This window comes from Serratia sp. CY38905, from assembly GCF_052168875.1.
In the GTDB taxonomy this organism is placed as follows: Bacteria; Pseudomonadota; Gammaproteobacteria; order Enterobacterales; family Enterobacteriaceae; genus Serratia; species Serratia sarumanii.
Genome location: NZ_JBJNLV010000002.1, coordinates 30,397 through 56,518, shown reverse-complemented (window position 1 = coordinate 56,518; position 26,122 = coordinate 30,397). Strand labels below are relative to the sequence as shown.

General features: G+C 61.7%; 23 protein-coding genes. 1 reads left to right on the top strand and 22 read right to left on the bottom strand.

What is annotated here, in order from left to right:
• Positions 1 to 14 precede the first annotated feature (14 nt).
• A complete protein-coding gene (locus ACJ8MK_RS06960) occupies positions 15 to 167 on the top strand; it encodes a DUF2474 domain-containing protein (protein ID WP_071605360.1) in 153 nt (50 codons plus the stop codon).
• A 9-nt stretch (positions 168 to 176) separates the two neighbouring features.
• Here ACJ8MK_RS06960 and ACJ8MK_RS06955 read toward each other — a convergent pair whose 3' ends face one another.
• The 22 genes from ACJ8MK_RS06955 to ACJ8MK_RS06850 all read right to left on the bottom strand — a co-directional run bounded on the left by ACJ8MK_RS06955 (position 177) and on the right by ACJ8MK_RS06850 (position 26,103).
• Positions 177 to 443 (bottom strand): hypothetical protein, encoded by a 267-nt coding sequence (locus tag ACJ8MK_RS06955; protein ID WP_060451632.1) that lies wholly within the window; start codon positions 441 to 443, stop codon positions 177 to 179.
• On the bottom strand, positions 440 to 664 hold the full coding sequence (locus ACJ8MK_RS06950; protein WP_025303190.1) for a hypothetical protein: 225 nt from the start codon (positions 662 to 664) through the stop codon (positions 440 to 442). Before ACJ8MK_RS06950 ends, ACJ8MK_RS06955 begins: the two co-directional genes overlap by 4 nt.
• A 106-nt stretch (positions 665 to 770) precedes the next feature.
• Positions 771 to 1,856, bottom strand: coding sequence for an acyl-CoA desaturase (locus tag ACJ8MK_RS06945; protein WP_049212725.1), 1,086 nt, complete (start codon positions 1,854 to 1,856; stop codon positions 771 to 773).
• Positions 1,853 to 2,935, bottom strand: a complete 1,083-nt coding sequence (locus ACJ8MK_RS06940) for a fatty acid desaturase family protein (RefSeq protein WP_442517617.1) — start codon at positions 2,933 to 2,935, stop codon at positions 1,853 to 1,855. Before ACJ8MK_RS06940 ends, ACJ8MK_RS06945 begins: the two co-directional genes overlap by 4 nt.
• Positions 2,928 to 4,061 carry a sterol desaturase family protein gene (locus tag ACJ8MK_RS06935; protein ID WP_033653680.1) on the bottom strand — a complete coding sequence of 378 codons (1,134 nt, stop codon included), beginning with the start codon at positions 4,059 to 4,061 and terminating at the stop codon, positions 2,928 to 2,930. The genes ACJ8MK_RS06940 and ACJ8MK_RS06935 overlap by 8 nt, the downstream gene beginning before the upstream one ends.
• Positions 4,058 to 4,675 (bottom strand): phosphatase PAP2 family protein, encoded by a 618-nt coding sequence (locus tag ACJ8MK_RS06930; protein WP_442517616.1) that lies wholly within the window; start codon positions 4,673 to 4,675, stop codon positions 4,058 to 4,060. Before ACJ8MK_RS06930 ends, ACJ8MK_RS06935 begins: the two co-directional genes overlap by 4 nt.
• Positions 4,672 to 5,958 (bottom strand): F390 synthetase-related protein, encoded by a 1,287-nt coding sequence (locus ACJ8MK_RS06925; protein WP_049212721.1) that lies wholly within the window; start codon positions 5,956 to 5,958, stop codon positions 4,672 to 4,674. The genes ACJ8MK_RS06930 and ACJ8MK_RS06925 overlap by 4 nt, the downstream gene beginning before the upstream one ends.
• Positions 5,955 to 6,761, bottom strand: coding sequence for an MBL fold metallo-hydrolase (locus ACJ8MK_RS06920; protein ID WP_049212719.1), 807 nt, complete (start codon positions 6,759 to 6,761; stop codon positions 5,955 to 5,957). The genes ACJ8MK_RS06925 and ACJ8MK_RS06920 overlap by 4 nt, the downstream gene beginning before the upstream one ends.
• The gene (locus ACJ8MK_RS06915; protein ID WP_049212717.1) at positions 6,754 to 7,770 is read right to left on the bottom strand and encodes an NAD-dependent epimerase/dehydratase family protein; all 1,017 of its coding nucleotides are present in this window, start codon (positions 7,768 to 7,770) and stop codon (positions 6,754 to 6,756) included. Before ACJ8MK_RS06915 ends, ACJ8MK_RS06920 begins: the two co-directional genes overlap by 8 nt.
• Positions 7,767 to 8,774, bottom strand: a complete 1,008-nt coding sequence (locus ACJ8MK_RS06910; RefSeq protein WP_041035554.1) for a 3-oxoacyl-[acyl-carrier-protein] synthase III C-terminal domain-containing protein — start codon at positions 8,772 to 8,774, stop codon at positions 7,767 to 7,769. The genes ACJ8MK_RS06915 and ACJ8MK_RS06910 overlap by 4 nt, the downstream gene beginning before the upstream one ends.
• A 273-nt stretch (positions 8,775 to 9,047) precedes the next feature.
• The gene (gene narI, locus ACJ8MK_RS06905) at positions 9,048 to 9,725 is read right to left on the bottom strand and encodes a respiratory nitrate reductase subunit gamma (RefSeq protein WP_025303199.1); all 678 of its coding nucleotides are present in this window, start codon (positions 9,723 to 9,725) and stop codon (positions 9,048 to 9,050) included.
• A gap of 2 nt (positions 9,726 to 9,727) precedes the next feature.
• Positions 9,728 to 10,450, bottom strand: coding sequence for a nitrate reductase molybdenum cofactor assembly chaperone (narJ, locus tag ACJ8MK_RS06900; protein ID WP_442517615.1), 723 nt, complete (start codon positions 10,448 to 10,450; stop codon positions 9,728 to 9,730).
• A complete protein-coding gene (narH, locus tag ACJ8MK_RS06895) occupies positions 10,447 to 11,991 on the bottom strand; it encodes a nitrate reductase subunit beta (protein ID WP_060421453.1) in 1,545 nt (514 codons plus the stop codon). The genes narJ and narH overlap by 4 nt, the downstream gene beginning before the upstream one ends.
• Positions 11,988 to 15,749, bottom strand: a complete 3,762-nt coding sequence (locus ACJ8MK_RS06890; RefSeq protein ID WP_442517614.1) for a nitrate reductase subunit alpha — start codon at positions 15,747 to 15,749, stop codon at positions 11,988 to 11,990. The genes narH and ACJ8MK_RS06890 overlap by 4 nt, the downstream gene beginning before the upstream one ends.
• A gap of 292 nt (positions 15,750 to 16,041) precedes the next feature.
• On the bottom strand, positions 16,042 to 17,901 hold the full coding sequence (locus ACJ8MK_RS06885) for a carbohydrate-binding protein CenC (protein ID WP_442517688.1): 1,860 nt from the start codon (positions 17,899 to 17,901) through the stop codon (positions 16,042 to 16,044).
• Positions 17,902 to 17,912: 11 nt separating this feature from the next.
• Positions 17,913 to 18,656 carry a glycosyltransferase family 2 protein gene (locus ACJ8MK_RS06880; RefSeq protein ID WP_033634927.1) on the bottom strand — a complete coding sequence of 248 codons (744 nt, stop codon included), beginning with the start codon at positions 18,654 to 18,656 and terminating at the stop codon, positions 17,913 to 17,915.
• Positions 18,657 to 18,663: 7 nt separating this feature from the next.
• Complete coding sequence (locus tag ACJ8MK_RS06875) at positions 18,664 to 19,719, bottom strand: glycosyltransferase family 4 protein (protein ID WP_442517613.1); 1,056 nt, start codon at positions 19,717 to 19,719, stop codon at positions 18,664 to 18,666.
• A 1-nt stretch (position 19,720) separates the two neighbouring features.
• A complete protein-coding gene (locus ACJ8MK_RS06870; RefSeq protein ID WP_033647723.1) occupies positions 19,721 to 20,626 on the bottom strand; it encodes a glycosyltransferase family 2 protein in 906 nt (301 codons plus the stop codon).
• A 3-nt stretch (positions 20,627 to 20,629) separates the two neighbouring features.
• Positions 20,630 to 21,784, bottom strand: coding sequence for a hypothetical protein (locus ACJ8MK_RS06865; RefSeq protein WP_060427407.1), 1,155 nt, complete (start codon positions 21,782 to 21,784; stop codon positions 20,630 to 20,632).
• A gap of 6 nt (positions 21,785 to 21,790) precedes the next feature.
• Complete coding sequence (locus ACJ8MK_RS06860) at positions 21,791 to 22,639, bottom strand: ATP-grasp fold amidoligase family protein (protein ID WP_033634931.1); 849 nt, start codon at positions 22,637 to 22,639, stop codon at positions 21,791 to 21,793.
• On the bottom strand, positions 22,620 to 23,918 hold the full coding sequence (locus ACJ8MK_RS06855; protein ID WP_442517612.1) for a flippase: 1,299 nt from the start codon (positions 23,916 to 23,918) through the stop codon (positions 22,620 to 22,622). Before ACJ8MK_RS06855 ends, ACJ8MK_RS06860 begins: the two co-directional genes overlap by 20 nt.
• A gap of 4 nt (positions 23,919 to 23,922) precedes the next feature.
• Positions 23,923 to 26,103: a polysaccharide biosynthesis tyrosine autokinase gene (locus ACJ8MK_RS06850; protein WP_033634933.1), complete on the bottom strand. Its 2,181-nt coding sequence runs from the start codon at positions 26,101 to 26,103 to the stop codon at positions 23,923 to 23,925.
• Between the last annotated feature and the right edge of the window lie 19 nt (positions 26,104 to 26,122).

Below are 26,122 nucleotides of genomic sequence, written 5' to 3'. Positions count from 1 at the left end.
GAAGGGAGGACGCTATGCAAGATAAAACGGCAACCGCCGCGCCGGCGCCCTGGTGGAAACGCATCGGCTGGCTGGTGATCATCTGGAGCGCCAGCGTGCTGGGGCTGTTCGTGGTCGCCTCGCTGTTCCGCCTGCTGATGACCGCGGCGGGCATGAAGTCGCATTGACGCGGCGCCTTATCTGGCCACGCTGGTGGGAAAGTAGAAGGAAACCACCAGCGTAACCAGCGGCAAGGCGCCGATCTTCACCAGTTCGAACGTTTGTCCGAGCACTTCATTTTTGTCCCAATACGCGTGGGCGGCGAATACGCCCACGCTGACCGCGAATATCCCGCACAATACCTGGCGCGCCAGGCGCAGACGCTCCATTTCGTCGAAGACCAACACCTGCTCCAGATAAACCTGGCTGGCCTCATCGCGCAGATTACGGCTTTCGATGTTCATGGGAAGATCTCCACGACCCGCCCCACCGCTTCAAGCTGTTCACCCTTCTCCCGTACAATGCCAAGAGAAGTACCATCCTGTTTCATCCAGTACTTATCGGCAAGGGTAATCAGTGCAAACGCCATTTTGATTACCTCGGTTTTTTCCATCCCATGACGCCGGGCAATATCGTTCAGATCATCATCAATTTTATTCGATAACCGAATCGGCAAGCTGCGCATAGTCCACCTCCTGTGGCCGTTGATTCACAGGGGGAAAGTCTACTGGAAGGGCAACTATCGTTCAATTAGTGAACTGCGTAACGCCTCGCACAATCCGCATGCAACGCTAATGTGGTTTGCGCCCCATCGCGCTGAGGAAGCGCTGCTGCAGGCGCAACAGCTCCCCCAGCTCCAGCAGGCGGTAGTCGATGCCGAAACGCGGCGCTACCTCGCCGATGATGCGGCTCAGCGCCGGGTAATGACGGTGGCTCCAGTGCGGGAACAGATGATGCGTCAAATGCAGGTTCGCCCCGCCGAGCCAGTATCCCAGCCAACGCGGCCGGGTCAGCCAGTCGAAGGTGGTGGCGAACACATGGTGATACCAGCCGTGCGGCATCGCGCCCTGCGCCGGCGCCTGGTAAAAATTGGCCTTGGCCCAGTGGGTGCCGATGATCAACATCACGAACAGCAATGAAGAAAGCATCTGGCTCAGCAAATAGACCAGCAGAATTTGCCCGATGCCGATGGCCGGCGGCAGCAGCCAGCACGGGATCGCCAGCGCCAGCAGCAGGTGCGCCGCCTTGCCCGCCAGAAATCCGCACCAGCCGCGCACACCCTGCTGCGCCATGCGTGCCGCCACGCGGGTGCGGCCCGCCCGATCCAGCCAGTCGAACAGCCAGATGTAGTACGGGAACGTCAGCGCCGCCACCAGCGGCCAATAGTAGCGCTGGGCGCGCATAAAGGGCCGCCAGCGCTGGAACGGCGTTTGCCGCAGCACGCCGTTGGCGTCGATGTCGGGGTCGTAATGTTCGATATTGTTATGGGCATGGTGGAACAGCACGTGCCGCACACGCCAGCAGTCGGGATCCAGCCCCAGCGGCACGCTCACCAGGGCGTTCAGCCAGCGGTTGGCCCAGGGCCGACGGAAAAACGCGTTATGTGAGGCATCGTGCACCACGTTCACCGTCAGGAACATGCCGATAAAGATAAAACCGAAGTAGCAAGCGAAAAACGCCCAGCCGTTTTGCTGCTGCAGGCTCAACCCGTAACACAGGCCGCACAGCGCCAGCAGCAGCGCCACCTTCGCCAGCATGCCGCCGTCGGCGAAGCGGTGATCGCCGTTGGCCGCCAAATAATGCTGGGCGGCCTGCATCAGCGCACGATGTAGCCCACTGTCGTCACGCCGGTAGGCTAACGGACGCAGCGGCTTCATGGCTGCCCCATCCGGCGTAAGAAGCGCTGTTGCTGCGCCAGCAGTTCGCGATAGCCGATGCAGCGGTACGCCATGCCGTGCCGATGCGCCACTTCCGCCACTGCGGCGGCCAGCGCCGGGTAGTGGCGGTGATTCCAGCCGGGAAACAGGTGATGGGTCAGGTGATAGTTCAGCCCGCCGGTCAGGTGCTCCAGCCAGCGCGGCTCGGGCTGCCAGTCGCAGGCGGTGGCGAAATTGTGCCGGTACCAACCGTGCGGCATGCTGTCACCCGCCGGCGCCGGGTAAAACTCGGCCTGCGCCCAGTGGGTGCCCAGCAGCAGGAACACCACCAGCAGCGAGGCAAACATCTGGCTGAGCACGTAAGCCAACAGCACCCAGCCCCAACCGATGCCGTGCAGGTGGCACAGGATCAGCGGCACCACCAGCACCAGCGCCACATGAAGCAATTTGCACAGCACGAACAGCGCCCAACCGCCGCGCCCCGCCAGCACGCGTTTTTCCCGCAGCGGCGTTTTATCGAGCCGATCGGACCAATCGAAAATCCACGCGATGTAGGGCAGCGAGAGCGCGGCGATCAGCGGCCAGTACAGATGCTGATAGCGCATATGCGGCCGCCAGCGCTGGAACGGCGTCTGGCGGAAAAAGCCGTTCTCTTCGGTGTCCAGATCGTAGTGTTCGACGTTGGCGTAAACGTGGTGGTAATCCACGTGGCGCGTGCGCCAGTAGTCCGGATCGACGCCCAGCGGCAGCGTCACCAGCCGCCCCACCAGGCGATTGGCCCAGGGCGCGCGCAAGAAGGCGTTATGCGAAGCATCGTGGTTGACGTTGACGTTGAGCAGCATGCCCATGGCCACGAACAGGAAATAGCAGAGGAAAAACGCCCAGGGCTGATGCTGCATCAGGCTCAGGGCGTAAAACCCGACGCACAGCGCCAGCAACAGCGCGGCCTTGGCCAATCGCGCGGCATCGGCATAGCGATGATCGCCCGCCAGGCAGGCGTGCGCCGCGCGCTTGAGATCGCGGTGAAACGCCTGCTCGCCATCGGCGGGGAAACGCAGCGGCGGCAATAAGTCAGCCATGCGGTTCCTCCACGGCGGCCGGCGCGGCCACTCGCCCCCAGCCCAGCGCCACGCACAGGGCATGCAGCGCGACGGCGGCCATGGCGATATGCCAATAGCGCTGCGGCCAGCCAAGATAGCCGATAAACAGCAGCGGCATGCCCAGCGCGATCAGCAGCCAGACGGCGCTCGCCCACCGCCGCCCTTCCGTCATGCCACCCAGCGCTACCGAGCCCAACGCCAGCAGCACCAGCAGCGCCATTTGCGGCCAGCTGATGTCGCCGTAGCCGTAACCGTATTGGTAGACGTAACCGACCACCAACGAGAACAACAGCATAGCGCCGCTGAAGACGCTGAGCGCCGAACGGCGGTCGCGCGGCCGGCCCGGCGCCGGGCGCCATGCCAGACGGAAATAGCGCAGAAACGGCAGATTGCTCGCCCAGAACGGGTTGGCGGACGGCCGGTCGCCGCCGACGCCGTAGCTGAACGGCGTGGTCGGCAACGCCGGGCAGAACGTGCCGAACAGCTTGTCCCAGAAGATAAAGCTGCCGCCGAAGTTCTTATTGGAATACGCCATGTCCTTGACGTGGTGCACTCGGTGGTGCGCCGGCGTGACCAGGATTTTTTCCAGCACGCCCAGCTTCGGCGTCAGCGCATTGTGGTTAAACAGCTGAATGCTGTAGTGAAAAATCGACACCGTGACGAACACCGACAGCGGCACACCCGCCAGCGCCAGCAGCAAAAAGAACGGGATCGACGTCAACGACGAATACCAGGAGTTGCGCACCCCCAGCGACAGGTTGAAGTGCTCCCCCTGGTGGTGCACCACGTGTACCGCCCACAGCACGCGGAAGCGGTGGTGCAGGCGATGCAGCCAGTAGAAACCGAAGTCCCACGCCAGCAGGGCGAACAGCCACATCAGCAGCGGCGGCCAGGCGTCCAGCAGCCCCAGACTGAAATGCGCGGCCACGTAGCCGTAGCAGGTGATCTCCAGCCCGCGGAACAGCCACAGCATGATATGGCCGGAGTTCAGGTTAAACACCAGATCGTGCCAGTTGACCGGCTCACGGCGCCCCCACTGCAGCGCCACCGCCTCGGCCACCACGATGAACAGCATGAACACTATCGGCAACGCCAGATCGCTCATCCCATTTCTCCTTTAACCACCCGCCGGCGCAGGGTCTTGATGCGCAGGGCCAACCACCCGGCGCACAGCGCCAGCAGCGCGCCGCCGGCCAGATCGACAAACAAATGGCGGCGCAGCTGCAGAATGGAGAACGCGATCGCCACGCCCCACAGCATCCACAGCGCCGTTCGCACTTTGCGCTCGCCGTCGCTCAACGCCCACACCGCCAGCACCGTCAGCGCCATGTGCAACGACGGCAGGCAGTTTTGCGGCGAATCCACCTGCGTTAACGCCGCCAGCAGCTGCGCGCTGAGCCCAACGCCCTCGTTCTGCGGATAGGCCATGGTGGTCGGCCACAGCAGGTAAACTGCCCCGGCGCCCAGCGCCGTCAGCTGCATCGCCAGCGTCAGCCATTTGATTCGCTGCAGCGGCGCCAGCAAATAGCCCGCCGGGACGATGAGGAAGAACGACAGATAGAGCCAAATGGCCGCCGGATTAAACGGGATCGCCCGGTCAAGCGCCGATGGCGGCAGCAGGGTTCCCGCCCCCTGCAGGCGATCGGTCAGGCTATACACCACCCCGACCGTCCCCCAGCCGAGCAACATGTGCCCTAGCCTGAACAGCATCTTTTTCATGCTTCCTCCGCCTGGCGCACGATGCGCCGCCGCTTGCGATCGAACTGCGGCAACACCGCCTGCGCCGTCAACCGCCATTCGAGCCGATCGGTGGCGATGCCTTGGCGAGCGAACAGCGCGATCAGCTGCGCCTGGCAGTGCGCCAACGCCGCCGGGCTGCAATCGGCGATCAACTCCAGCCGCTGCTCGCCGCGCTGGATCAGGCGGTAATCGCTGGTCAGCGGCAGCGCATTGGCGATCGTCCGGCTGCAGGCATCGGCGAACACCGCCTGCGGTTGCCGCTGCGCATCGGGCAGCATCAGCTGATCGTCGCGCCGCCCTTCGATACGCGCAATCGCGCGCGTCGGCTGCCCGCACGGGCAGGGTTCCTTGCGCAGTACCAGCACATCGTCCAGCCGATAACGCACGATCGGCTGCGTGCCGCGGGTGAAATCAGTGATCAGCGGCGTGAAACGCAGTTCGTCGATCCACTGCGGTTCGATATGCAAAAACTCTTCGTTCAGATGCAGGGTGCCGTGCGCGCAGGTCGCGGCCAGGAACCCCTCGGTAGCCTGATACACTTCGCCGACCGCCGGAAACACCTGCATCAGCAGGCGGCGATCCTGTTCTTCCAATACCTCGGCGACCGAAATCACTTTTTTGACCGGCAGCTTCACCTGCCCGGCCAGCACCGCCAGCGCCAGGGCGCGCAGCACCTGCGCCGGCGCCACGATGATGCTGGGCGCCTGCCGTTCCAGTGCGGGCAGATGCTCGCTGAACGGCGCCAGCAAATCGTAAAACGCCAGGCTCAGCCAACGGTTGTTTACGCTGTGATAGAGATTATTGTCCGCCCGCAGAAACAGCGCGACACGCTCACCGGCCAGCAGCCCGTCCGGCAGCATCTTCGCCAGCATGCCGCCGGCCCACACCTGCTGTTCGCGCGGGCTGACGACAAACACGCCGCGCTGCCCAGAGGTGCCGGACGACAACCCGACGCTGTAGCGCCCGATCTTTGGCGTGAAATCGCGATCCGCCTCGCTGCGCTGCGCGCAGGCCAGCACCGCCTCCCGGCTCAGCCCGGCGGTATTCATCCGGTCGAACTGCGCCATCATCAGCGCCTTGTCCATCTGCGGCCATTCGGCGAACGGCCGGCGGCTGAAACACTGAAAATAGGGGCTCTTGCTCAGCACCCGGCGGGCAAAGCCCGCGAGCTGCCGGGCCTGATGCGCCTCCAGCGCCGCACGATCGCCAAAGCGCAGGCGCCGGGCGCGGAAGTAGTGCCAAAGGGTCATGAAGGGGATCACAGGTCCCCCTCGTGGCACAGCAAAATGTTGACCTGGCCGCCCGCCCACAGTTGGTTAAGCCGCTCCAGCGTGCGGGTGTACGCCGCCGCATCGTCCATCACCAGATTGGCCAGGCGTGAGGGTCCGCGCAGCGTCTGGTAGCTCTGCGGCGACCAGGCGGCGTCGCTGGCCAACAGCGTCCAGCCGGCGTCGGTGAGGATAAAGGCGCCGATATGGCCGGCCGCATGCCCCGGCAGCGGCACCAGCACGATTTGTCCTTCACTGCCCGGCAGCGCGTAACCGCGATCGAACGGCGCCAGCAGTGCGGGCAACGCCACCGAGGGAAAAGACTCCATAAACTGCAGGCGGCTCTCGAAATCCGCCGGGATCAGGCCGGGAATAAAGGCGCGCTTGAGCGCCGCGAAACCGCGCAGCCCGCGGGTTTGCTGCCAGCCTTCGCCGCAGCAAATAAAATCGAGGCGGCTGAAATCCTGCAGCCCGGCGATGTGATCCGCGTGAAAGTGCGAGACGATCAGCGCCTGGATGTCGCCTTCGGCGTAACCGGCTTCGCGCAGCTGATGCGCCAACGACTCGGCGGGATCGAAATAGACCGGCGTCATGCGGCGGTAAAGGCTGAACAGCCCCGACTGCGTGTGCTGCTGAAAATAATGCGCATAGCCGGTATCCCACAGCCAGCGGCGCTCTCCCACCTCCAGCAGATAGGCGCGCGCCGGGAATTTACACACCCGGAACCCGGCGCCGCGCAGCGCCATGCAGCCGATATGCGTGCAATAGCCCACTTCAAATACGGTGACCTTAGCCATGCTGTATGCCTCCTTGCTGCCGCAGCCACTCGCCGGTCAGGCGGATCCCCTCTTCCATCGAGTAACGCGGCCGATAGCCCAGCTCTTCGATCGCGCGGGTCTGGCTCAGGGTCATGTCAAAATGCACCGCCGCCACGCTGTAGCGCGTCAGCAGCGGTTCCTTGCCGCTCAGCGTTGCCCACAGCTCCATGCCGCCGGCCAGCGCCTGCAGCAGCGGGTAAGGCACGGCCTGCAGCCGGTAACGCAGCCCCAGCTCCTGGCGCAGCAGTGCATCCAGCATCTCCGCCAGCCGCTGCGGTTGGTGGTTGGTGATGTTATACACGGCGCCGGACGGCAATCCGCGCTGCCGGCTGGCCAGCTCCATGGCGTGCACCACGTTGGGAGCAAAGGTCAGATCCAGCAGCGCTTGCCCGCCGCCGGGCAGCCGCAGCACGCCGCGATCGCGTTCGAGCTGCTGCAACAGCCGCGGCACGATCACCCGATCGTGCGGGCCAAACAGGCCGCGCGGCCGCAGCATAATATAGGTGGTTTGCGGGTAGATTTTCGCCTGCGCCAACAACCGCTGCTCGGCGGCGTGCTTGCTGGCGGCATAGTGATTGGCGAAGCGCCGGGCGCGATAACCCTCATCAAGATCGTAATGCGGCTGAAAATCGAAGTAGATTGCCGGCGTGGAGATATGCACGAAGCGCCGCACGCCGCAGCGCCCGGCCGCCTCCGCCAGTTTCTCCGTCGCCGCGGCGTTGATGCGGTGAAATTCCGCTTTGCTGCCCCAGGGCGAAGACTTGGCCGCACAGTGCCATACCCACTCGCAGTCGGTCACCAGCTCCCGGCACTGCTGCGGCGTGGCCTGCGCCAGATCGCGCGAGTAAAATTCAGCGCCCATCTGCCGCAACGCTTCGCCGGCCCGCTCATCGCGGCCGGTGGCGCGCACCTGATGCCCGGCCTCCAGCAACCACTGCGCCGCGTTGCGCCCCAGCCCGCTGGTCGCCCCGGTCACCAGCACCCTCATGGCAGCAACACCATGCCGGCCAGCGCCAGCCCGGCGGCGGTGCCGATCAGCATCACCGGCTGGCCGGGGTTGAAGCGCCCGCTGGTCACGGCGGCATGCAGCGCGGTCGGGATAGAGGCCGCCACCTGGTTGCCGTGATGGCGGTAGATGTCCACCAGCGCCTCGCTGGAGACGTGCAGCCGTTTGCGCATATGTTCGAGCGACAAATGGCTGGCCTGGTGCGGCACCACGGTGGCGATCTGCGCCAGGGTCAAGCCGCTGGCGCTCAGCAGCCGGTCGAGGTAGTCCTCAATCAGCGCCGACGCCTGACGGAACAGCGGTTTGCCCTGCATATGAAACAGGAAGTCTTGCTCGCACATGCCGGCGCGCGGGTTGCGGCGCGTGCCGCCGGCGCGGATCTCGCACAGTTCGCTGCCGGCGGGATAGGTTTCCACCAGGCTGGCGAGGATGCCGCCGGTGCCGTCGCCGCGCTCCACGATGGCGCAGGCGGCGCCGTCGCCGAAAATCAGCGACGACTCTTCGTGCTGCCAGTCGATGCCGCGCGAAGCGAGATCCGCCGAGACGATGGCGATACGCCGATACGTCCCGGCGTTCAACAGCCCCGCCGCCACCTGCAGCGCAGAGATAAAGCTGACGCAGCTGCTGTTGATGTCGAAGCCCGGCGTACCCGGCGCCAATCCGGCGATCTTGAGAATATGCGCGGCAGAGCACGGCAGCGCCTGTACCGCTATCGCCGAGGCGGAGATCAGCAGGTCAATCGAAGCGGCCGGAATAGTGCTGCGGGCCAGCGCGTCTTGCAGTGCGGCGGCGGCGAGCTCGGCCTGGCTGGCGTCGTCGTCGGCGTGATAGCGGTAAACGATGCCCGAGCGCTTTTCAACGTAGCCGGCCGGTTTCCCCAGGCGGGCATCGAGCGTAGAGGAGGCCACGCGGTTGGGCGGCAACGCGGCCCCGGTGGCGATGATTTTCAGAGGCAACAGCTCGGGTGAGCGACATTGTGTGGTCATTATTGTTATTGATTAACCTGACTATCCATAAAGCGATTCTCCCGCGCGGCGCGAAGGCCATGCGGATCATCCCCGGTTTTTATGTCCCAAAAGGCCTTTCATCAAGGCGCTATCTCTTGTTATCGGCTACCACGGGCCGACGTCCGTCGGCGCAAGCATAAGCGTAACATGACTGAGATAGTAAGTTTACGACAAGGCGGCGAGAATGGGCAGACGGCGGGGGAATTATCAGAATAGCGCCGCCGCTGGCGATCGGCGGCGGCGGGGTCAGGCTCAGCGGCGGTTGCGCACCAGCTGGTAACGGCGGGTCAGATACTCTACCGGCGCACTCCAGATATGCACCAGGCGGCAGAACGGGAACAGCACGAACAGCGTCATGCCCAGCACCATGTGCAGTTTGAAGATAATCGCCACCCCTTCCAGGTGCGCGGAAGCGCCGGCGTGGAACGTCACCACCGCCTGCGCCCAGGCCACCAGCTTCATCATTTCGCTGCCGTCCATATGCTGGGCGGAGAACGGAATGGTCAGCAGGCCGAGGCACACCTGCACCACCAGCAACGTCAGGATCATGATGTCGGCGAAGCTGCTGGTGGCGCGCACCCGCGGGTTGGTCAACCGGCGCTTCAGCAGCAGCGCGCCGCCGATCAGCGTCATCAGGCCGCAGGCGCCGCCGGCGATCATCGCCAGCTTCTGCTTCACGTCGATCGGCAGGAAGGCCTCATACATCCAGTGCGGCGTCAGCATGCCGAGGAAGTGGCCTGCGAAGATGCCGATAATGCCGATGTGAAACAGGTTGGACGCCAGCCGCATGCCCTTTTTATCCAGCATCTGGCTGGAGCCGGCGCGCCAGCTGTACTGCCCGTAGTCGTAACGCAACCAGCTGCCAATCAGGAATACCGCGCCGGCCAGATAAGGGTAAATATCGAAGAAGAACTGATTCAAAAATTGCATGATTAGCGTCCTTTGGTTCCGGTTAACGCATCCGTCAGATCCAGATACTGTGGCGCTACCGCGCCGGCGAAGCGCCGCTGGTGCGCCGTCTGCTGGGCGGAGGCGCAGCCCTGTTCGCCGAGAAACTTGACCTGCTCCTCTTCCCACACCGCATTCAGCGCCTGCGGCGTATCGTCACGCGCCTCTTGCGCCACCTGGGTTTCCAGCGTCTGGGCCTGCACCTCGCTGCCGGACAGCAATAGCAGCAGATCGAACAGCACCGCATACGGGCTTTCGCGCTGTTGCAGGCGCGCGCCCAGCAGCGCCAGGATCGGCGCGATGTCCTGCAGCCCTTCCCGCGCCTGCGCCGCGCTGCGGCTGGCCAGATACTCCAGGTACAGCGGCAGGAAATCCGGCAGCTCGCGGCTGTCGATCTCCAGCCCGGCGGCACGGTACTGCGCCATCAGATCGACCATCGCCTGGCCGCGATCGCGCGACTCGCCGTGCACGTGCTCAAACAGCAGCAGCGAGGTGGCGCGGCCGCGATCGAACAGCTCGCAATAGTCGGCCTGCGCGTCCAGCAGCGGGCGGGCGCACAGGCGGCGGATAAACAGAATCAGCTGCGCGCTGTGGTGCAGATCCAGCTCGCTGGCCGGCTCCAGCGCCTCAATCAGCGCTTGCTGATGGTCAAACAGGACCTGCTCCGGGTAATCCAGCAGGCGGGCGATCACTTTCAGGCTGATCATGAGGCGTCCTCCGGCCGCGCGGTTTTCGCGGTCACGTCGATGGCGTCGATGCGGCGGCTGTTGAACAGGTTGAACTTGCCATCGCTGCCGTGGCAGCCGTCGCCGAAGCTGAAACCGCAGCCTTTGCTTTCCGGGAAGGCTTCGCGCGCCAGCTCGCGGTGGCTCGACGGCACCACGAAGCGATCTTCATAGTTGGCGATCGCCAGGTAGCGATACATCTCCTGCGCCTGCGCTTCGCTCAACCCGACCTGCTCCAGCGCGCTGGTGTCCACCACGCCGTCGACGGTTTCCGCCCGCTTGTAGTGGCGCATCGCCAGCATGCGTTTCAGGGCCAGCAGCACCGGCTCGGTATCGCCGGCGGTCAGCAGGTTCGCCAGATACTGCACCGGAATGCGCAGGCTCTCGACGTCCGGCAGCACGCCGCTGTGCGCCAGCTCGCCGGCGTCGGCGGCGGACTGAATCGGCGACAACGGCGGCACGTACCAGACCATCGGCAGAGTGCGGTATTCCGGGTGCAGCGGCAGCGCCAGCTTCCAGTCCATCGCCATTTTGTACACCGGCGACTGCTGGGCAGCTTCAATGACCCCCTGCGGCACGCCGTCCGCCAGCGCCTGAGCAATCACCTTCGGGTCATGCGGATCGAGGAAGATGTCGAGCTGGCTCTGATACAGATCCTTGTCGTTCTCCACCGCCGCCGCCTGCTCGATGCGGTCGGCATCGTACAGCAGCACGCCGAGGTAGCGAATGCGGCCCACGCAGGTCTCCGAACAGACCGTCGGCTGCCCGGCTTCGATGCGCGGGTAGCAGAAGATGCACTTCTCGGACTTGCCGCTCTTCCAGTTGAAGTAGATTTTCTTGTACGGACAGCCGGTCAGGCACATGCGCCAGCCGCGGCACTTGTCCTGGTCGATCAGCACAATACCGTCTTCGCCGCGCTTGTAGATCGCCCCGCTCGGGCAGGTGGCGACGCAGGCCGGGTTGAGGCAGTGCTCGCACAGGCGCGGCAGGTACATCATGAAGGTGTTTTCGAACTGGCCGTACATCGCCTTCTGCAGGTTAACGAAATTCTTGTCCTGCGAGCGTTTTTCGAACTCCCCGCCGAGGATCTCCTCCCAGTTCGGGCCGCTTTCGATCTTGTTCATGCGCTGGCCGGTGATCAGCGAGCGCGGGCGGGCCACCGGCTGGTGCTTGCCCTGTTTGGCGGTGTGCAGATGCTGGTAGTCGTAATCGAACGGCTCGTAGTAGTCGTCCAGCGCCGGCACGTCCGGGTTGGCGAAGATTTTCGCCAGCACGCCGACGCGGTTGCCCATGCGCGGCTCCAGCTTGCCGTTGATTTTACGGATCCAGCCGCCCTTCCATTTTTCCTGATCTTCCCAGGCGTGCGGATACCCGACGCCGGGCTTGCTTTCCACGTTATTGAACCAGGCGTATTCCATACCTTCACGGCTGGTCCAGACGTTTTTGCAGGTGACCGAACAGGTGTGGCAACCGATGCACTTGTCCAGATTCAGCACCATGCCGACTTGCGAACGAATTTTCATTTGCTGTTCTCCTGCTGACTGCCCTGCGCGTAGTCGTTGCCTTCGTCATCCAACCAATCAATGCGGTTCATCTTGCGCACCACCACGAACTCGTCGCGGTTGGAGCCGACGGTGCCGTAGTAGTTGAAGCCGTAGGCCAGCTGCGCATAGCCGCCGATCATGTGGGTCGGCTTCGGACAGGCGCGGGTCACCGAGTTGTGGATGCCGCCACGCTGGCTGGTGATCTCCGAGCCCGGCAGGTTCACGATGCGCTCCTGCGCGTGGTACATCATGGTCATGCCGGCCGGGATACGCTGGCTGACCACCGCGCGCGCCGTCAGCGCGCCGTTGGCGTTAAAGGCCTCGATCCAGTCGTTGTCCGCGATGCCCAGATCTTTGGCGTCGTCTTCGCTCAGCCAGACGATCGGGCCGCCGCGCGACAGCGTCAGCATCAACAGGTTGTCGCTGTAGGTGGAGTGAATGCCCCACTTCTGGTGCGGCGTCAGGAAGTTCAGCGCCTTCTCCTTGTTGCCGTTCGGTTTGCTGTTGAGCAACGGCTGCGCGGCGCGGGTGTCGATCGGCGGCCGGTATACCAGCAGGCTTTCACCGAAGGCACGCATCCACTCGTGATCCTGATACAGCTGTTGACGGCCGCTGAGGGTGCGCCACGGGATCAGCTCGTGCACGTTGGTGTAGCAGGCGTTGTAGGAAACGTGTTCGTCTTCCAGACCGGACCAGGTCGGGCTGGAGATGATTTTGCGCGGCTGCGCCTGAATGTCGCGGAAGCGAATTTTCTCGTCTTCCTTGTTCAGCGCCAGATGGCGGTGATCGCGGCCGGTGACGTTGCTCAGAGCCTCCCAGGCTTTTACCGCCACCTGGCCGTTGGTTTCCGGCGCCAGCGACAGGATCACTTCCGCCGCGTCTATCGCGCTCTCGATCTTCGGCCGCCCCGCCGCCGGGCCGTCGGCCTTGACGTAGTTAAGCTGCTTGAGGAAGTCGACCTCGGTTTGGGTGTTCCAGCTGATGCCCTTGCCGCCGTTGCCCAGTTTGTCCAGCAGCGGCCCCAGCGAGGTGAAGCGCTCGTAGGTGGCCGGGTAATCGCGTTCCACCGCGATGATGTGCGGCGCAGTTTTGCCGGGGATCAGATCGCATTCGCCTTTCTTCCAGTCCTGCACGCCGTAAGGCTGCGCCAGTTCGGCGGCGGAATCGTGCTGGATAGGCAGGGTCACCACGTCGGTTTCCTGGCCCAGATGGCCAACGCACACCTCGGAGAAGGCCTTGGCGATGCCCTTGTAGATCTCCCAGTCGCTCTTCGAATCCCAGGCCGGATCGACCGCCGCCGACAGCGGATGGATGAACGGGTGCATGTCGGAGGTGTTCATGTCGTCTTTTTCATACCAGGTGGCGGTCGGCAACACCACGTCGGAGTACAGGCAGGTGCTCGACATGCGGAAATCGAGCGTCACCACCAGATCCAGCTTGCCTTCGCCGCCCTGCTCGCGCCATTCCACTTCCTGCGGCATCACGCCGCCCTGCTGGCCGAGATCTTTCCCCTGAATGCCGTTTTCGGTGCCCAACAGGTATTTGAGCATGTACTCATGGCCCTTGCCGGAGGAGCCCAACAGGTTGGAGCGCCAGACGAACAGGTTGCGCGGGAAGTTCTGCGGATTGTCCGGCTGCTCGACGGCGAAGCCCAGCGAGCCATTTTTCAGGCTGTCGACGGTGAACTCGACCGGCGACTGACCGGCCGCGCGGGCCTGCTCCGCCAGGCGCAGCGGGTTGGTGCTCAGCTGCGGCGCCGACGGCAGCCAGCCCATGCGCTCGGCGCGCACGTTGAAGTCGATCAGGCTGCCGCCGAAGCGCGATTTGTCCGCCAGCGGCGACAGCAGCTCGTCGGTGCCGACGGTTTCATAGCGCCATTGGCTGGAATGGTTGTAGAAGAACGAGGTGCTGTTCATGTGGCGCGGCGGACGCTGCCAGTCGAGGCCGAACGCCAGCGGCAGCCAGCCGGTTTGCGGCCGCAGTTTTTCCTGGCCGACGTAGTGCGCCCAACCGCCGCCGCTCTGGCCGACGCAACCGCAGAAGATCAGCATATTGATCAGGCCGCGGTAGGTCATGTCCATGTGATACCAGTGGTTGACGCCGGCGCCGACGATGATCATCGAACGGCCGTGGGTCTTTTCGGCGTTTTCCGCGAACTCGCGGGCAATGCGGATGATGTTGTGGCGCGACACGCCGGTGATCTGTTCGGCCCAGGCCGGGCTGTAGGCCTTGACCTCGTCATAGTCGGCGGCGCAGTTGGCGTCACCCAACCCGCGCTCGAGGCCGTAGTTGGCAAGCGTCAGGTCGTACACGCTGGTCACCAGCGCTTCGCTGCCGTCCGCCAGCTGCAGGCGTTTCACCGGCAGTTTGTGCAGCAGGATCTCGTCCAGCGCCACGCTGTTGAAATGCTCGCTGTCGGCGCCGCCGAAGTACGGGAAGCCCACCTCGGCAACGTCGTCATGCATGCCCAACAGGCTGAGCTGCAGCTCGACTTCCTGTTGCGACTTGCCCTCGCGCTGTTCCAGGTTCCACTTGCCCTTCTCGCCCCAGCGGAAGCCGATGGAGCCCTGCGGCGCCACCAGATCGCCGCTGCGGCTGTCGATAGCGACGGTTTTCCACTCGGGGTTGTTTTCCTGGCCCAGCCCGTCCACCAGATCGGCGGCGCGCAGCAGGCGGCCAGCGGCGTAATGGCCGCCTTCACGCGCTTCCAGCAGCACCAGCATCGGCATGTCGGTATAGCGGCGCACGTAGTCGCGGAAGTAGCCGACTTCGCGATCGAGATGGAACTCTTTCAGCATTACGTGGCCCATCGCCAGCGCCATCGCGCTGTCGGTGCCCTGCTTCGGATTCAGCCAGTGGTCGCACAGCTTGGCGACTTCGGCATAGTCCGGCGTCACCGCCACGGTTTTGGTGCCCTTGTAACGCACTTCGGTAAAGAAGTGGGCGTCCGGGGTGCGCGTCTGCGGCACGTTGGAGCCCCAGGCGATAATGTAGGAGGAGTTGTACCAGTCGGCGGATTCCGGCACGTCGGTCTGCTCGCCCCAGGTCATCGGCGAGGCCGGCGGCAGATCGCAATACCAGTCGTAGAAGCTCAGGCAGGCGCCGCCGATCAGCGACAGGTAGCGGGCGCCGGCGGCGTAGGACACCATCGACATCGCCGGGATTGGCGAGAAGCCGATGATACGGTCCGGGCCGAAGGTTTTGGCGGTATAGACGTTGGCGGCGGCGATCAGTTCATTGACCTCCTGCCAGCTGGAGCGGACGAAACCGCCGCGGCCGCGCGCCACCTTGTAGCTTTTGGCTTTTTCCGCATCGCCGACGATAGAGCCCCAGGCCGCGACCGGATCGCTGTGCTGCGCTTTCGCCTCGCGCCACAGCTTGAGCAGACGCTTGCGCATCAGCGGGTATTTCAGCCGGTTGGCGCTGTACAGGTACCAGGAGTAGCTGGCGCCGCGCGGGCAGCCGCGCGGTTCATGGTTGGGCAGATCGGGGCGGGTGCGCGGGTAGTCGGTTTGCTGGGTTTCCCAGGTCACCAGGCCATTCTTCACGTAGATCTTCCAACTGCAGGAACCGGTGCAGTTCACGCCGTGGGTGGAACGCACCACTTTGTCGTGCTGCCAACGGCTGCGGTAGCCGTCTTCCCAGTCGCGGTTGGTGTTCAAGGTCTGGCCGTGATCGCCAGAAAAAGGCTCCGCCAACTGCTTGAAATAGCGGAAACGGTCTAAAAATTTGCTCATCCGGAATGCTCCTGAAGGCTCTTGTCGTTATAAGAAGACATGCTCAATCTGCCGCCAGCCTACTGACGGCCAATCGGCGGCAAATTGATTGCGATCAAGAGAAAGCGGGAGGCGATACACGCACCGGGTGAGAAATACCACCAAAGTATAGGTGCGATAAACGAGATTAATATGTTGAATTTAAATGAATAAATCAGGAGTGGAAGACAGAGGCTGACGGGCGGGAGGCAAGATGGGGTATTTGGGGGTAGGACGCGGGAGAAACCTCCCGCGTAACGCTAACTCGACGCTTTCAGCGTTGGAGCCACAGCGTCGCGGTGCCCACGGCGGGCAACGCCAGCTGGATCTCCGCCCCCCCTTCCCGCTGCCGCCAGCCCGCCGGAAGGCGCAATCGGGTGCTTTCCTCTCGATAGTAAGGGTTGGCTACCAGCAGCAAGGCGCGATCGCCCAGAACAAACATCCGCGCCGGCATTTGAGGGTTGCTTCCCGCCAGCGGCGTCGATTTTCCCGTCAGCAGATAAGGGGTGAAGGCGGCGATTTGCTGCGACACGGCGGCCACAACGCGCCAGGTGGCGTCAAACTCCCGTTGGTCGAAGCGGCCGGTTTTGCGCTTGTAAAACAGATCGGTATAAGAATAAAACAACAGCCCCTTGGCGCCGCCGATCAGCGCCTGCCAGGCCTGATTGCGGATTTCCGCCTCTGACGGCGGATGTGGCTTGCGGCGGGCGTCATAAGCGGCATGATCCATGATTTGCATCACCACCCAGGCCCCGCGCGCCTGGCGGGCGGCCTGCACCGTCAGTTCGGTATAACGCGTGGTGCGCGTCAGATCGCGATCGTTCCCCACCGGGTAAGGGTCGGTCGCCAAAATGTCGCTGCTGTTGAAGTGAGCGTCCAACTCCCCGGTTTTGTTCAACACCTGGAAGGTAGGATGATCGCCGTCAAGCCGCTTTATTTGCAGGTTTTTTTCCTCGATCTTATCGAGATATTCCGGCCCCAGCTCATCGTTGATGTACCAGGCGAGCAGGTTGGGCTGAGAGCGCAAGCGCTGCACGTACCAGGCCGTCATCGCCGCATAATCGCCGCCGCGCACGGCCGGAGCGAAACGGCTGCCGCGGTACTGATCTTTGACGGAGTAAATGACCAGCAGCCCGCGCTGGCGTGCGTTGCGGAAAAAGGCGTAAGGGTCTTTCTTCTCCCCATAATCATAATTCAGCACCGTGTTGAATCCCGCCGATGCGATGCGCGCCAAATGCTCATCGGTCGCCACGTTGGCGTAAATACCCAACGGGAAAAGCCGTTGACCGTCGCGCAGGGTAAAGCCTTCGCTGTCGATCGCCACTTTGGCCGCAGGCTGCCCGACGCGAAAAGACAGCTCGCTGTCCGGTGCCGGCCGGGATTGCTGCCCGGTGACCTGCTGACGCAGGCGGTATTCGCCCTGGGCCAGGCCGGTCGGCGGTTGGTATTCGATACGGCGCTGCCCTTCAACCTGATAACGGTCACGGCTACGGTGAACAACCTGCCCCTCGGCATTGAGCAATTCGCTGTCGACCTGCAAATGCTGCGGCTGCGAAGTGACGACCAGCGTGTCGACCTTCCCCTGCGCCGACGCGCCGAGCTGATACAACGCCGGCATAGACGCTCGAGCACACGCATAGGCGTCGTCAAACCAGGCGGTACCGGTGCTCCCCTTGCGCAGATAAACGCCAAACGTGATTCGCGCCGCCTGCGGCGGCACGGTATAGCTGGCGTTCACCTGCCGCCAGCCGCTGTCGCCGGTCACCCCAGCCGGATAGCTGCCCTCCAGAAAGCGCCCCTGCGCATCAAAGCTCTGCAGATAAACCCCGGCGCCGCCGTCGCGGCTTTGCCCGCGTACGCCGCGAGTCTTGAGCCAGACGCCGAAATCGATCGTCTGTCCGGGCGCAACCTGCAGCGCCTGGTTGAAGGTGCGGTACTGCGCGGCATCTGCATTGTCATAGCGCAAACTGCCATTGCCGCTGTGCGTATCGCCGTCGGCCTGCGCGCCCTGCGCTCGCCAGCCGCCGAGCCCCTGCTCAAAGCCGGGGTTGGCCAACAGATTGGGTTGGCAGCTCTGCGCCAGAGCCGAAGCGCCCCACAAGGCGCAACAGCCCAGAACCACCCTCTGATACATCCCCCTCATGGTCATTTCCTTTTCACCACGGCATTGAACAGATAGGTGGCGAACAGATAGCAGGATTTCTGATAAGACAGCCCCAAATGCTGACGGTAAATCCGCCATTGCCAGTCAGCGGCGCGGATTTTGTTGCCCGACAGCGAATGGGTAGACAATCGGTAACAGGCCAGCGGTTCAGGAATGCAGTAGGCCAGGCCGTTACGCGCCTTCTGCAGCACCGCCAGCCACATCAAATAGTCCTCATGGCCCACTTTTTGCTGATACACCTTGCCGATGCGCTTTTGGTTGTAGATGCCGGTGAGATTACCGATCCAGTTGCTTTTCAACATGTCCTGATAGCCGATAAGCTCTTCCGCGCCACGGGTGTTTTTGATCAATTTCAGGTCGTCTTCGAAGGTGTAGTAATGGGAACACACCACGTCGTAGCGGCGGGTTTGCAAAATGCTCGCCTGGCGCGACAGCTTGTTGGGGAGCCATACGTCATCGCTGTCGCAGAAGGCGATATAGTCGCCGTTCGCCGCCTCAATGCCGATGTTGCGCGTTTCCGCCACGCCCTGATTATGCTCATTGCGTATATAGGTGAGGCGATCGTGGATAAACGGCCGCACCACCTCGGCAGTATCGTCGGTGGACGCATCATCGATCACATACAGGTGATAATCGGTAAATCGCTGGTTCAGCACGCCTAGAATCGACTCTTTGATAGAGTTCGCGGCATTGTAGGCCGGCATGATTACGGATATCTTTTCCATTTTGTCCTCACTCGGTGAGCTGTTGCCACTGGGGATAAATACGTTCGGGAGAAAAACGGCGAGACTTCTCTAACGCGGCGACAGAAAAGTGCTCGCGCAAACCCGGATCGAGCATCAGTTTGATCACCCCTTCGCTGAAGGCGGCGGCGTCGTCATCGGGCACCAGATAGCCGTTGACGCCATCGTCTATCAACTCGGCCGGGCCGGTCTTGCAGTCGTAGGCCACCAACGGCAGGCCGAAACTCATGGCTTCGATCAGCACCATCGGCAATCCCTCATAGCGAGAGGTCATCAAATACAGGCTGGCCTGGCGATAATAGTCCGCCACGTCGGCGGTGGCCGGCAGCAGACTCACCTGCCGCGCCAGCCCGGCGTCTTCAATCTGCCGCCGCAGCGCATCGCGCTCCGGGCCGTCGCCAATAATCAGCAGCCGCCAATCCGGCACCTGCGCCGCCACCCCTCGCCACAGCGCGATCAGACGATCGAAGCCCTTCTGATTGCTCAAGCGCCCCACCGCCAGCGCCACCTTTTGCTGCAGCGCCGGCGTTGGCGCCTGTGCGCGGAACGGCGAAACGTTCTCGATCACCCGACATTTCCCGGCCCTCACCCAGCGAGCGATGGCGTCGCTATCTTGCCGCGTCAGGAAAATCACGCGATCGCTCAGCCGGTAAACCAGCAACTTCAGCCACTTAAATACGCGCGGATACTGGTGAAAGCTGACGTGCTCACTCAACAGCAGCCGGCTGCGGGCACAGAACAAACGCAGGAAAGGCGTCATCACCACCGACAGTTTCCCCATGGAAACGGTAATGATCACGTCCGCGCGTTCACGCCGCAGCGCGAACGCCAGCCGCCACGGCCAGAACAGCGAATCGCCACCGCCGCAGCGCAACCGGACGTCGCTCGCCAGCGGAAAGAAGCTCCGCTCGCCAAACAGCGAAAACACCGCGACCTCGTAACCCGGCAAACGCGCCAGCGCATTGGCCAAACCGCTGGCGACCCGTTCAGTACCGCCCTTGCCCGCCATATTTTCGATAACGATGATTATCTTGCGTGGTTGCATGTCATCTCCTGAATCCCTGGCGCACGTTGCGCAGCAGCCGGCCGCCAACCGAGAACAACCCCAACCGCGCCAGACAATCGCCATACCATTTGATCATCTTGAACTTGCCGCTCAGGCTGTGCCGCACGATGCGCGACGAGTAATAATTGAACGCCTGGGCGTTTTCCGAATACAGCGAGGCCAGCAGATGCTTACAGGCGAATCCGCTGATATGGCGATCGCTGGGGCTGAGGAAGGTATTGATAAAGCGGTCGCTGGCCTCCAGATTAAGCTTCGCCGTCATGCGCCCGTAGCGCCCCACGTCGAGAAACACCCCGCCGCCGGCGTCATGCGCCACTTGCGCGCCCAAATTGGTGGCGTTGACCAGAAAGCCCCAATCCTGATGCTTATTGAGAAACTCGGGAAATAAAAAGCGGCGATCGCTTTTTTTACGCATGCTGATGGTGGATGACCGAATATCGCCCATTTCCAGAAAAAGAAAATCTTCGCCGGAAGAACCGGATTTGTAGTGGAAGTTGAAGTCGCGTACCGAATCGCCGCTCACCTCTGCATAGTTGCCGAAGATAATATCAATCTGGCGATCTTCATGTTTCTTCATGCGGCGAATAATATAGTTGGTCGTGAAGTAATCATCGGAGTCGAGGAAAAACACGATCTCCGATTGCGCTAACTTGGTGCCTAAGTTGCGCGATACCGCCGCATTGCTCTTCTGTTTTTTCTCATGCAGCATCACATTGCTATTGGTCGCCGCTATCTGGCGGATAGATTTGATGTCATCCTCGTCAGAGCAATCATCAACCAAAATCACCTGATAGTCGAACCCTTGGCAAGCGTTGAAAATTCGCTTCAGCGTTTTAGGCAGGTAGCGCGAACTATTATAAATAGGGATCACGATAGAGAAATCCATTTCTTAACCCTCCAGCTTAGAATTTATTATTTCTTTTCCACGGCAAAGCAACAATAACGACACGTTAAATACCGGGACCAAAAAATAGGTTTCCGTCAAGGTTGTTAACAGGAAAACCACCACCACCCAGCGCATGAATCGACTCAGCCTGCGCATATTGCCCAACAAGTGAAAATAACAAAAAAGCATGACGACAGAGGCGATGCCACCGGCCGAATAAAACATGGCGATGAAGAAGAAATCGACTGGCTTATACGGCTCTATATTCATGCCGAACAGCGGATTGGGTAGCCCCACCGCCTGAAACATCTGCCAGGAGAACCAGATCCGGCCGGTCAGCGCCTGGTTCAAGAGCACGTCCAATGCCGGATTGCTCCCCCAGCGTATAACGCTGGCGAATTGAAAGCCGACAATGACCAACGTCAGCGCGATGCAGACTTTTCTGTTGGGGGCGACACGCAGCAGCGGCGCCAGCCAAAACAGCAGCAGCATCAACAACGCCAGCATAAAACAGGTGCGAGAATAGGAATACATCAGCACCGGGAGAATTAACGCCGATACCGCCAACGAAGCGATATTTTTCATTCCACGCGTTAATTTCGCATGGTCGATCAGGCACAGCAGTGTGGCGAACAAGGCAAAAGAATAATACGCCAGGGTATTCGGGTTATCGAACCCCAGCGTTAATCTGTTGCCATAACGTTCATCAAGGTAAACAAACCCATCAGTGTAAAAGGTATAGGGAATAACCACCAGCAACCCTGCCACCACAAAGGTGATGGCAAACATTTCAGCGCCACGCCCCATTTCGATACGACGAAATAAAATTATCACCGCCGTGCTGAATACCGCACCAAACAGATAATCACCATGCCCGGTGGCAATATTCATAAGAAACAGCAGAACCAAAAAACCCGCAACCGCCTTTTCCGCCAGCGTAGCGATAAAAAATGCATAGCCGACATAGAGCAACATCAGGCCATTCAGCCCCAGCACGGCTTTATTAATCAGCTCGCTGTTGAACGATCCCGAGGTCAGGAAGGTTTTCACGAAAAACATCAGCAGGAAGGTCAATACGATGGATTGATTGATCAAATCCCGCGACTGATTATAACCGGCATTGGCATGCATTTGAAAATTGGAGGCGACTCTTTGCATAAGCGTTTACTCAGTAAAATAACTGCCCCATTCCTGCTCAATGTTTTTCGGCATCAGCTTGCTTAGCCCCGCGCCAGGCGTAAACGTCAACTCACCGAAATACACCTTCTCGCCGACCTGGTAGAAATCCACGCGCACATAAGAGAACTGCTGCGCCGTCTGGCGAGCCAAACGTATCATTTCATCCAGCCGCGTAGGGCGCGGCATCGGTTCGTCGGCATTGGGCAAGCTGATACGGATTTCGGTGCGGTTCCAGTCGATATCAAAAATATCGCGCCGATGGGTGCCGAAGCGCTGATAATCCACCTGGATGAACATGCGAATTTCATGATTGTCGTTGAAACAATGAAACTTGATATCGTTCGGCACCTGTTCGCCATCCAGCAACATGCGCTCCACCATGATGCAGGGTTCGATATCCAGATAATGCTTTTCGCGACTCTGCTCATAAAAGTTGCTGCGCATCCACGCGTTGCTGAGATCGTACAACTCCGCGTAGCTAACCTGCCGCTTGTCGAACACCAACCGGTTATAACCGCTGCCGTGGTTGGCCTTCAGCACAAAGGCGTTGGGCAATTGCCTGAACATGTCGTAGCTGAGTTCAGTGCCATGCGCATACAGCTCCACCAGGTACTCCTCGCCCCACAGACCGGCGATAAATTCACGTACCTTGAACTTGTCCGACAAGGTGGTGTAGATGCTGCGCGGGTAAATTTTGCGGCGCATGATCTTTTCGCTGAAGCCGGTCGGTTTTGACAGGTGCGGCAGCTTCTTGAAATAGAGCGCGTATTTAACCTGATGGTGCCAGGCATCGGGCAGGCGCTTGGAAATGTTTTTAACCAGGATGTTTAACATGCTCTCTCCTTAATTTGCTGACAAGACGCGGCAGGCAGTAAAAACAGGTCAGCTGCAGTCGGGTAATTTTTCCGCCACGGAATAAACTGTTCAGCACGAAGAACGAAATGAATTCCGCCAGCAGCGTAGACACCGCCGCGCCGATCAGGCCATAGCGCGGGATCAGCAGCAGATTCATCACCACGTTCGCCACAGCCACCAACGGCATCTTGATGGCGATAAAGCGATAGCCGGCGAACAGCACGATGCTGCGGTACGAAACCGTCCCCATGACCGAAAACAGCGAGGTCAGCGTACAAATAGCCAGGATGCTGGCGGCCGGTTGGAAAGCGGCGCCGTACAGCAGCGCAATGGCCGGGTGGGCGAACCACCACAGGCCCAGCAACACCGGCAACGACAGGCCCAGGACCACCAGATAAAGCACCCGGATACGGTACTCCTGCTCCAACGGATCGCGGCAGCTGGCAATGCCCGGCATCAACGAGGTGATCAGCGCCATCGGCACGAAAACCCAGCCTTGGCTAAGGGTGGTGGCGGCGCTGAACCAGCCTACCGCCTGCTCGCCGACCAGATTGCCCAGCATGATTTGATCGATGCGGGTATAGATCACTATCGACAGGCTGGAGATGGCCAACGGCAGCCCCACCTTTAGCAAGTAACGGCCGTAGCGCCTGGCCTGGCGCGGCGTAACCCGCGGCGAGGCCGCAGCTTCCCCACGGAATAACCAGAGGCGCACCAGGTAAGGCACGGCGCTGCTGATGATGTAGGGTACCGCGAACCACACCAGCGGCAGCGCGGCGCTCACCAGCGCCAGCCGCAGCCCGATCGACAGCAGCAGCGCCAGGTTGTTGATCAGCGTATTGCGTTTCGACTGCAGGCGGGCATCGTAATAAATCTTGTACACGTCCTGAATCGAGAAATAGGCGCTGACAAGCAGCAACAGCGTCATCAGTTGGCTGGCGGGCGTTTGGCTGACATAGCTCCATATCAGTATCGGCAGCGCCACCACCAGGAACAGCCGGCGGCGCAGGCGTATTGACGCCAGCATCAGGCGAATGCCGCTCGGCTGTCGGCGGGCGACGCGGTTGAAAATGATGCTGTCGGCGCCCAACTGCACCAGTGGCACCACGATGGCGATCGTCGCCAACAGATAGTTGAGCGCGCCAAACTGCGCGGGCCCCAGATAGCGCGCAACGTAAATGGAGACGAAGATGCCGGACAGGCTGAGCGAAACGCGTTCGAGCATCAGCCACAGGGCATTGGTGATAATGGCCTTCACCCGCTTACTCCCCTGCCTGCGGGAGCTCTTCCCGATGGCTTGGGTAGGCGAAGTTGTAATAGCTCATGTCGGTTGCCGCCTTCTTCACCATGCCGTTGAGGATCACGCCCTTGATCGTCACCCCATTCTGTTCGAAGCGGCGCATGCTGGTTTCGATCTGCTTGACGGTATTCACCTCAAAGCGCACCACCAGCAGCGAGGTGCCCGCGTGATTGCCGACGATCGCCGCGTCCGTCACCGCCAGAATCGGCGGCGTGTCGATCAGCACCAGATCGTAGTTTTGCCCGGCCCAGCGCAGAAAATCGGCGAAACGGCGATGCATCAGCAGTTCGGACGGGTTCGGCGGCACCTGGCCGCGCGGCACGAAGTCCAGGTTGGCGATGGCGGTTTTCCGCACCGCCTGTTCCGCCGTCACGTTGCCCACCAGCATGTCGGACAGGCCCTGATGCCCATCATCCGCCAACCAGCGATGCAGGAAGCCTTTGCGCATATCGGCGTCGATCAACAGCACCCGCTGCCCGGCCTGCGCCACCACCACCGCCAGGTTGGTGCTGGTAAAGCTCTTGCCGCTTTCCGGGCTGGCGCCGGAGACCATCAGAATGTTGTTTTTGGCCTCCATCATGGCGAAATGCAGGCTGGTGCGCAGGCTGCGGATCGCTTCCACCGACAGATCCGTCGGTTCGGCCACCGCCAGGATCGGCAAGCGCCGGCCGCCGGATTTGGGCAGCAAATGGCGCTGCTCGCGGTTGCGCTTGACCTGCCACGGCGACAGCGGCACGGTAGCGTAGACGTTGATGCCCCGCTTCTCCAGGGTATCGATATCATTGATGCCGCGATGGAAAGCCGCGCGCAGCAGCACCACCGAGGCGGCGCCTCCCGCCCCCAGCAGCAGCGCCAACAAGACGATCAGCATCTTTTGCGGCTTAATCGGCCGGATAGCGGTTTCCGCTTCGTCGATGATGCGAACGTTGCCCACCGTGCCGGCCTTGCTGATGCTCAGCTCCTGCTGCTTGTTCATCAGCTGCATGTAAACCTGCTGATCCACCTGCACGTCGCGGGTGAGGCGCAGGATCTCCTGCTGCATTTTCGGCAGCGTCTGCACCTGTTTACCCAGCCGTGCCTTTTCCGCCTCCAGCGTGGCGCGCTTTTCAAGCAGCGCCCGGTAAGCCGGGTGCGCGCGGGTATAGAGCTTGGAGATCTCCGCTTCCTTGAAGGTCAGCTCATTGAGCTGGGCTTCGAGCTGCACCTGAGTATCCAGCACCGATTTGGCTTCCAGCGACAGATCCACCGAGTCGTTTTGCTGGCGGAACTGATTGAGCTGGGTTTCGGCATTGTTCAACGAGGTTTGCGTTTGCGGCAATTGCTCTTGCAGGAACGCCAGCATGCGCTGCGCCTCTTCCGTTTTGCGGTCCACGTTCTGTTGCAGGTAGTTGTCGGTGATGTTCTTCAGCATCGCCTCGGCGCTCTGCGGATCTTCGCTCGGCAGCGTAAAGGCCATGATGCCGCTGTCCTTGCCGCCCGGTACCACGTCCAGGTATTTGCGCAGATCGTCCACCGCTTCTTGACGCGCGACTTTGACCACGGTAAAGCTGGCGCCCGGCGCCGCGTCCAGCGCCGAGACGGTCATGTTCCAACCGCCCTGCGCCACCGGCTGCCCGACCACGCCGCTGAACAGTTTGTCGCCGTCATGGCTCAATTCGTAATGCTGCCCGTCGCGCACCGTCAGCGTCAGCGCTTCGCCCTGCATGTCCGCCGGCGTCGTCAGCGTGGTGATGTTCAGCACCGGCGGCTTTTCACCGCTCAACCGGGCAAGGCCTTTGCCGAACACCGGGAAATAGTCCGGGCTGACGCGCACCGTCAGGCCGAGGGCGTCCACCGTTTTGCCGAGCACGTAGCGTGACTTGGCCAGCGTCACCTCATCCTGCGTCGCCGAGCTTTGCCCCATCGTGCTGTCCAGCGTTTCACGCAGCAGCGAATCGCCGGACAGCTGCTTCTCCACCTGCACCACCGCCGTGGCCTGATACACCGGGGTGGCCAACAGGGCGTAGGCGACGCCCAGCACGCCGGCCAAACCGGTCACGACGGCGATCCGCCAACGGTTATCCCACAGCGGCCCGATCAGCCGCTCCCACTCCAGCTTTTCATCTTGTTCGGCCACCATCACGGACAGCGCATTGTTTTTCATCTTCTGTTCCTTATTCACC

Coding starts and splice junctions, on each gene's coding strand:
- ACJ8MK_RS06870 (WP_033647723.1), bottom strand. CDS start 20,626: ATGGATTTCTCTATCGTGATCCCTATTTATAATAGTTCGCGCTACCTG.
- ACJ8MK_RS06960 (WP_071605360.1), top strand. CDS start 15: ATGCAAGATAAAACGGCAACCGCCGCGCCGGCGCCCTGGTGGAAACGC.
- narI (WP_025303199.1), bottom strand. CDS start 9,725: ATGCAATTTTTGAATCAGTTCTTCTTCGATATTTACCCTTATCTGGCC.
- ACJ8MK_RS06950 (WP_025303190.1), bottom strand. CDS start 664: ATGCGCAGCTTGCCGATTCGGTTATCGAATAAAATTGATGATGATCTG.
- ACJ8MK_RS06940 (WP_442517617.1), bottom strand. CDS start 2,935: ATGGCTGACTTATTGCCGCCGCTGCGTTTCCCCGCCGATGGCGAGCAG.
- narH (WP_060421453.1), bottom strand. CDS start 11,991: ATGAAAATTCGTTCGCAAGTCGGCATGGTGCTGAATCTGGACAAGTGC.
- ACJ8MK_RS06910 (WP_041035554.1), bottom strand. CDS start 8,774: ATGACCACACAATGTCGCTCACCCGAGCTGTTGCCTCTGAAAATCATC.
- ACJ8MK_RS06930 (WP_442517616.1), bottom strand. CDS start 4,675: ATGAAAAAGATGCTGTTCAGGCTAGGGCACATGTTGCTCGGCTGGGGG.
- ACJ8MK_RS06865 (WP_060427407.1), bottom strand. CDS start 21,784: ATGCAAAGAGTCGCCTCCAATTTTCAAATGCATGCCAATGCCGGTTAT.
- ACJ8MK_RS06885 (WP_442517688.1), bottom strand. CDS start 17,901: ATGTATCAGAGGGTGGTTCTGGGCTGTTGCGCCTTGTGGGGCGCTTCG.
- ACJ8MK_RS06920 (WP_049212719.1), bottom strand. CDS start 6,761: ATGGCTAAGGTCACCGTATTTGAAGTGGGCTATTGCACGCATATCGGC.
- ACJ8MK_RS06875 (WP_442517613.1), bottom strand. CDS start 19,719: ATGCAACCACGCAAGATAATCATCGTTATCGAAAATATGGCGGGCAAG.
- narJ (WP_442517615.1), bottom strand. CDS start 10,450: ATGATCAGCCTGAAAGTGATCGCCCGCCTGCTGGATTACCCGGAGCAG.
- ACJ8MK_RS06880 (WP_033634927.1), bottom strand. CDS start 18,656: ATGGAAAAGATATCCGTAATCATGCCGGCCTACAATGCCGCGAACTCT.
- ACJ8MK_RS06945 (WP_049212725.1), bottom strand. CDS start 1,856: ATGAAGCCGCTGCGTCCGTTAGCCTACCGGCGTGACGACAGTGGGCTA.
- ACJ8MK_RS06915 (WP_049212717.1), bottom strand. CDS start 7,770: ATGAGGGTGCTGGTGACCGGGGCGACCAGCGGGCTGGGGCGCAACGCG.
- ACJ8MK_RS06955 (WP_060451632.1), bottom strand. CDS start 443: ATGAACATCGAAAGCCGTAATCTGCGCGATGAGGCCAGCCAGGTTTAT.
- ACJ8MK_RS06850 (WP_033634933.1), bottom strand. CDS start 26,103: ATGAAAAACAATGCGCTGTCCGTGATGGTGGCCGAACAAGATGAAAAG.
- ACJ8MK_RS06860 (WP_033634931.1), bottom strand. CDS start 22,639: ATGTTAAACATCCTGGTTAAAAACATTTCCAAGCGCCTGCCCGATGCC.
- ACJ8MK_RS06935 (WP_033653680.1), bottom strand. CDS start 4,061: ATGAGCGATCTGGCGTTGCCGATAGTGTTCATGCTGTTCATCGTGGTG.
- ACJ8MK_RS06890 (WP_442517614.1), bottom strand. CDS start 15,749: ATGAGCAAATTTTTAGACCGTTTCCGCTATTTCAAGCAGTTGGCGGAG.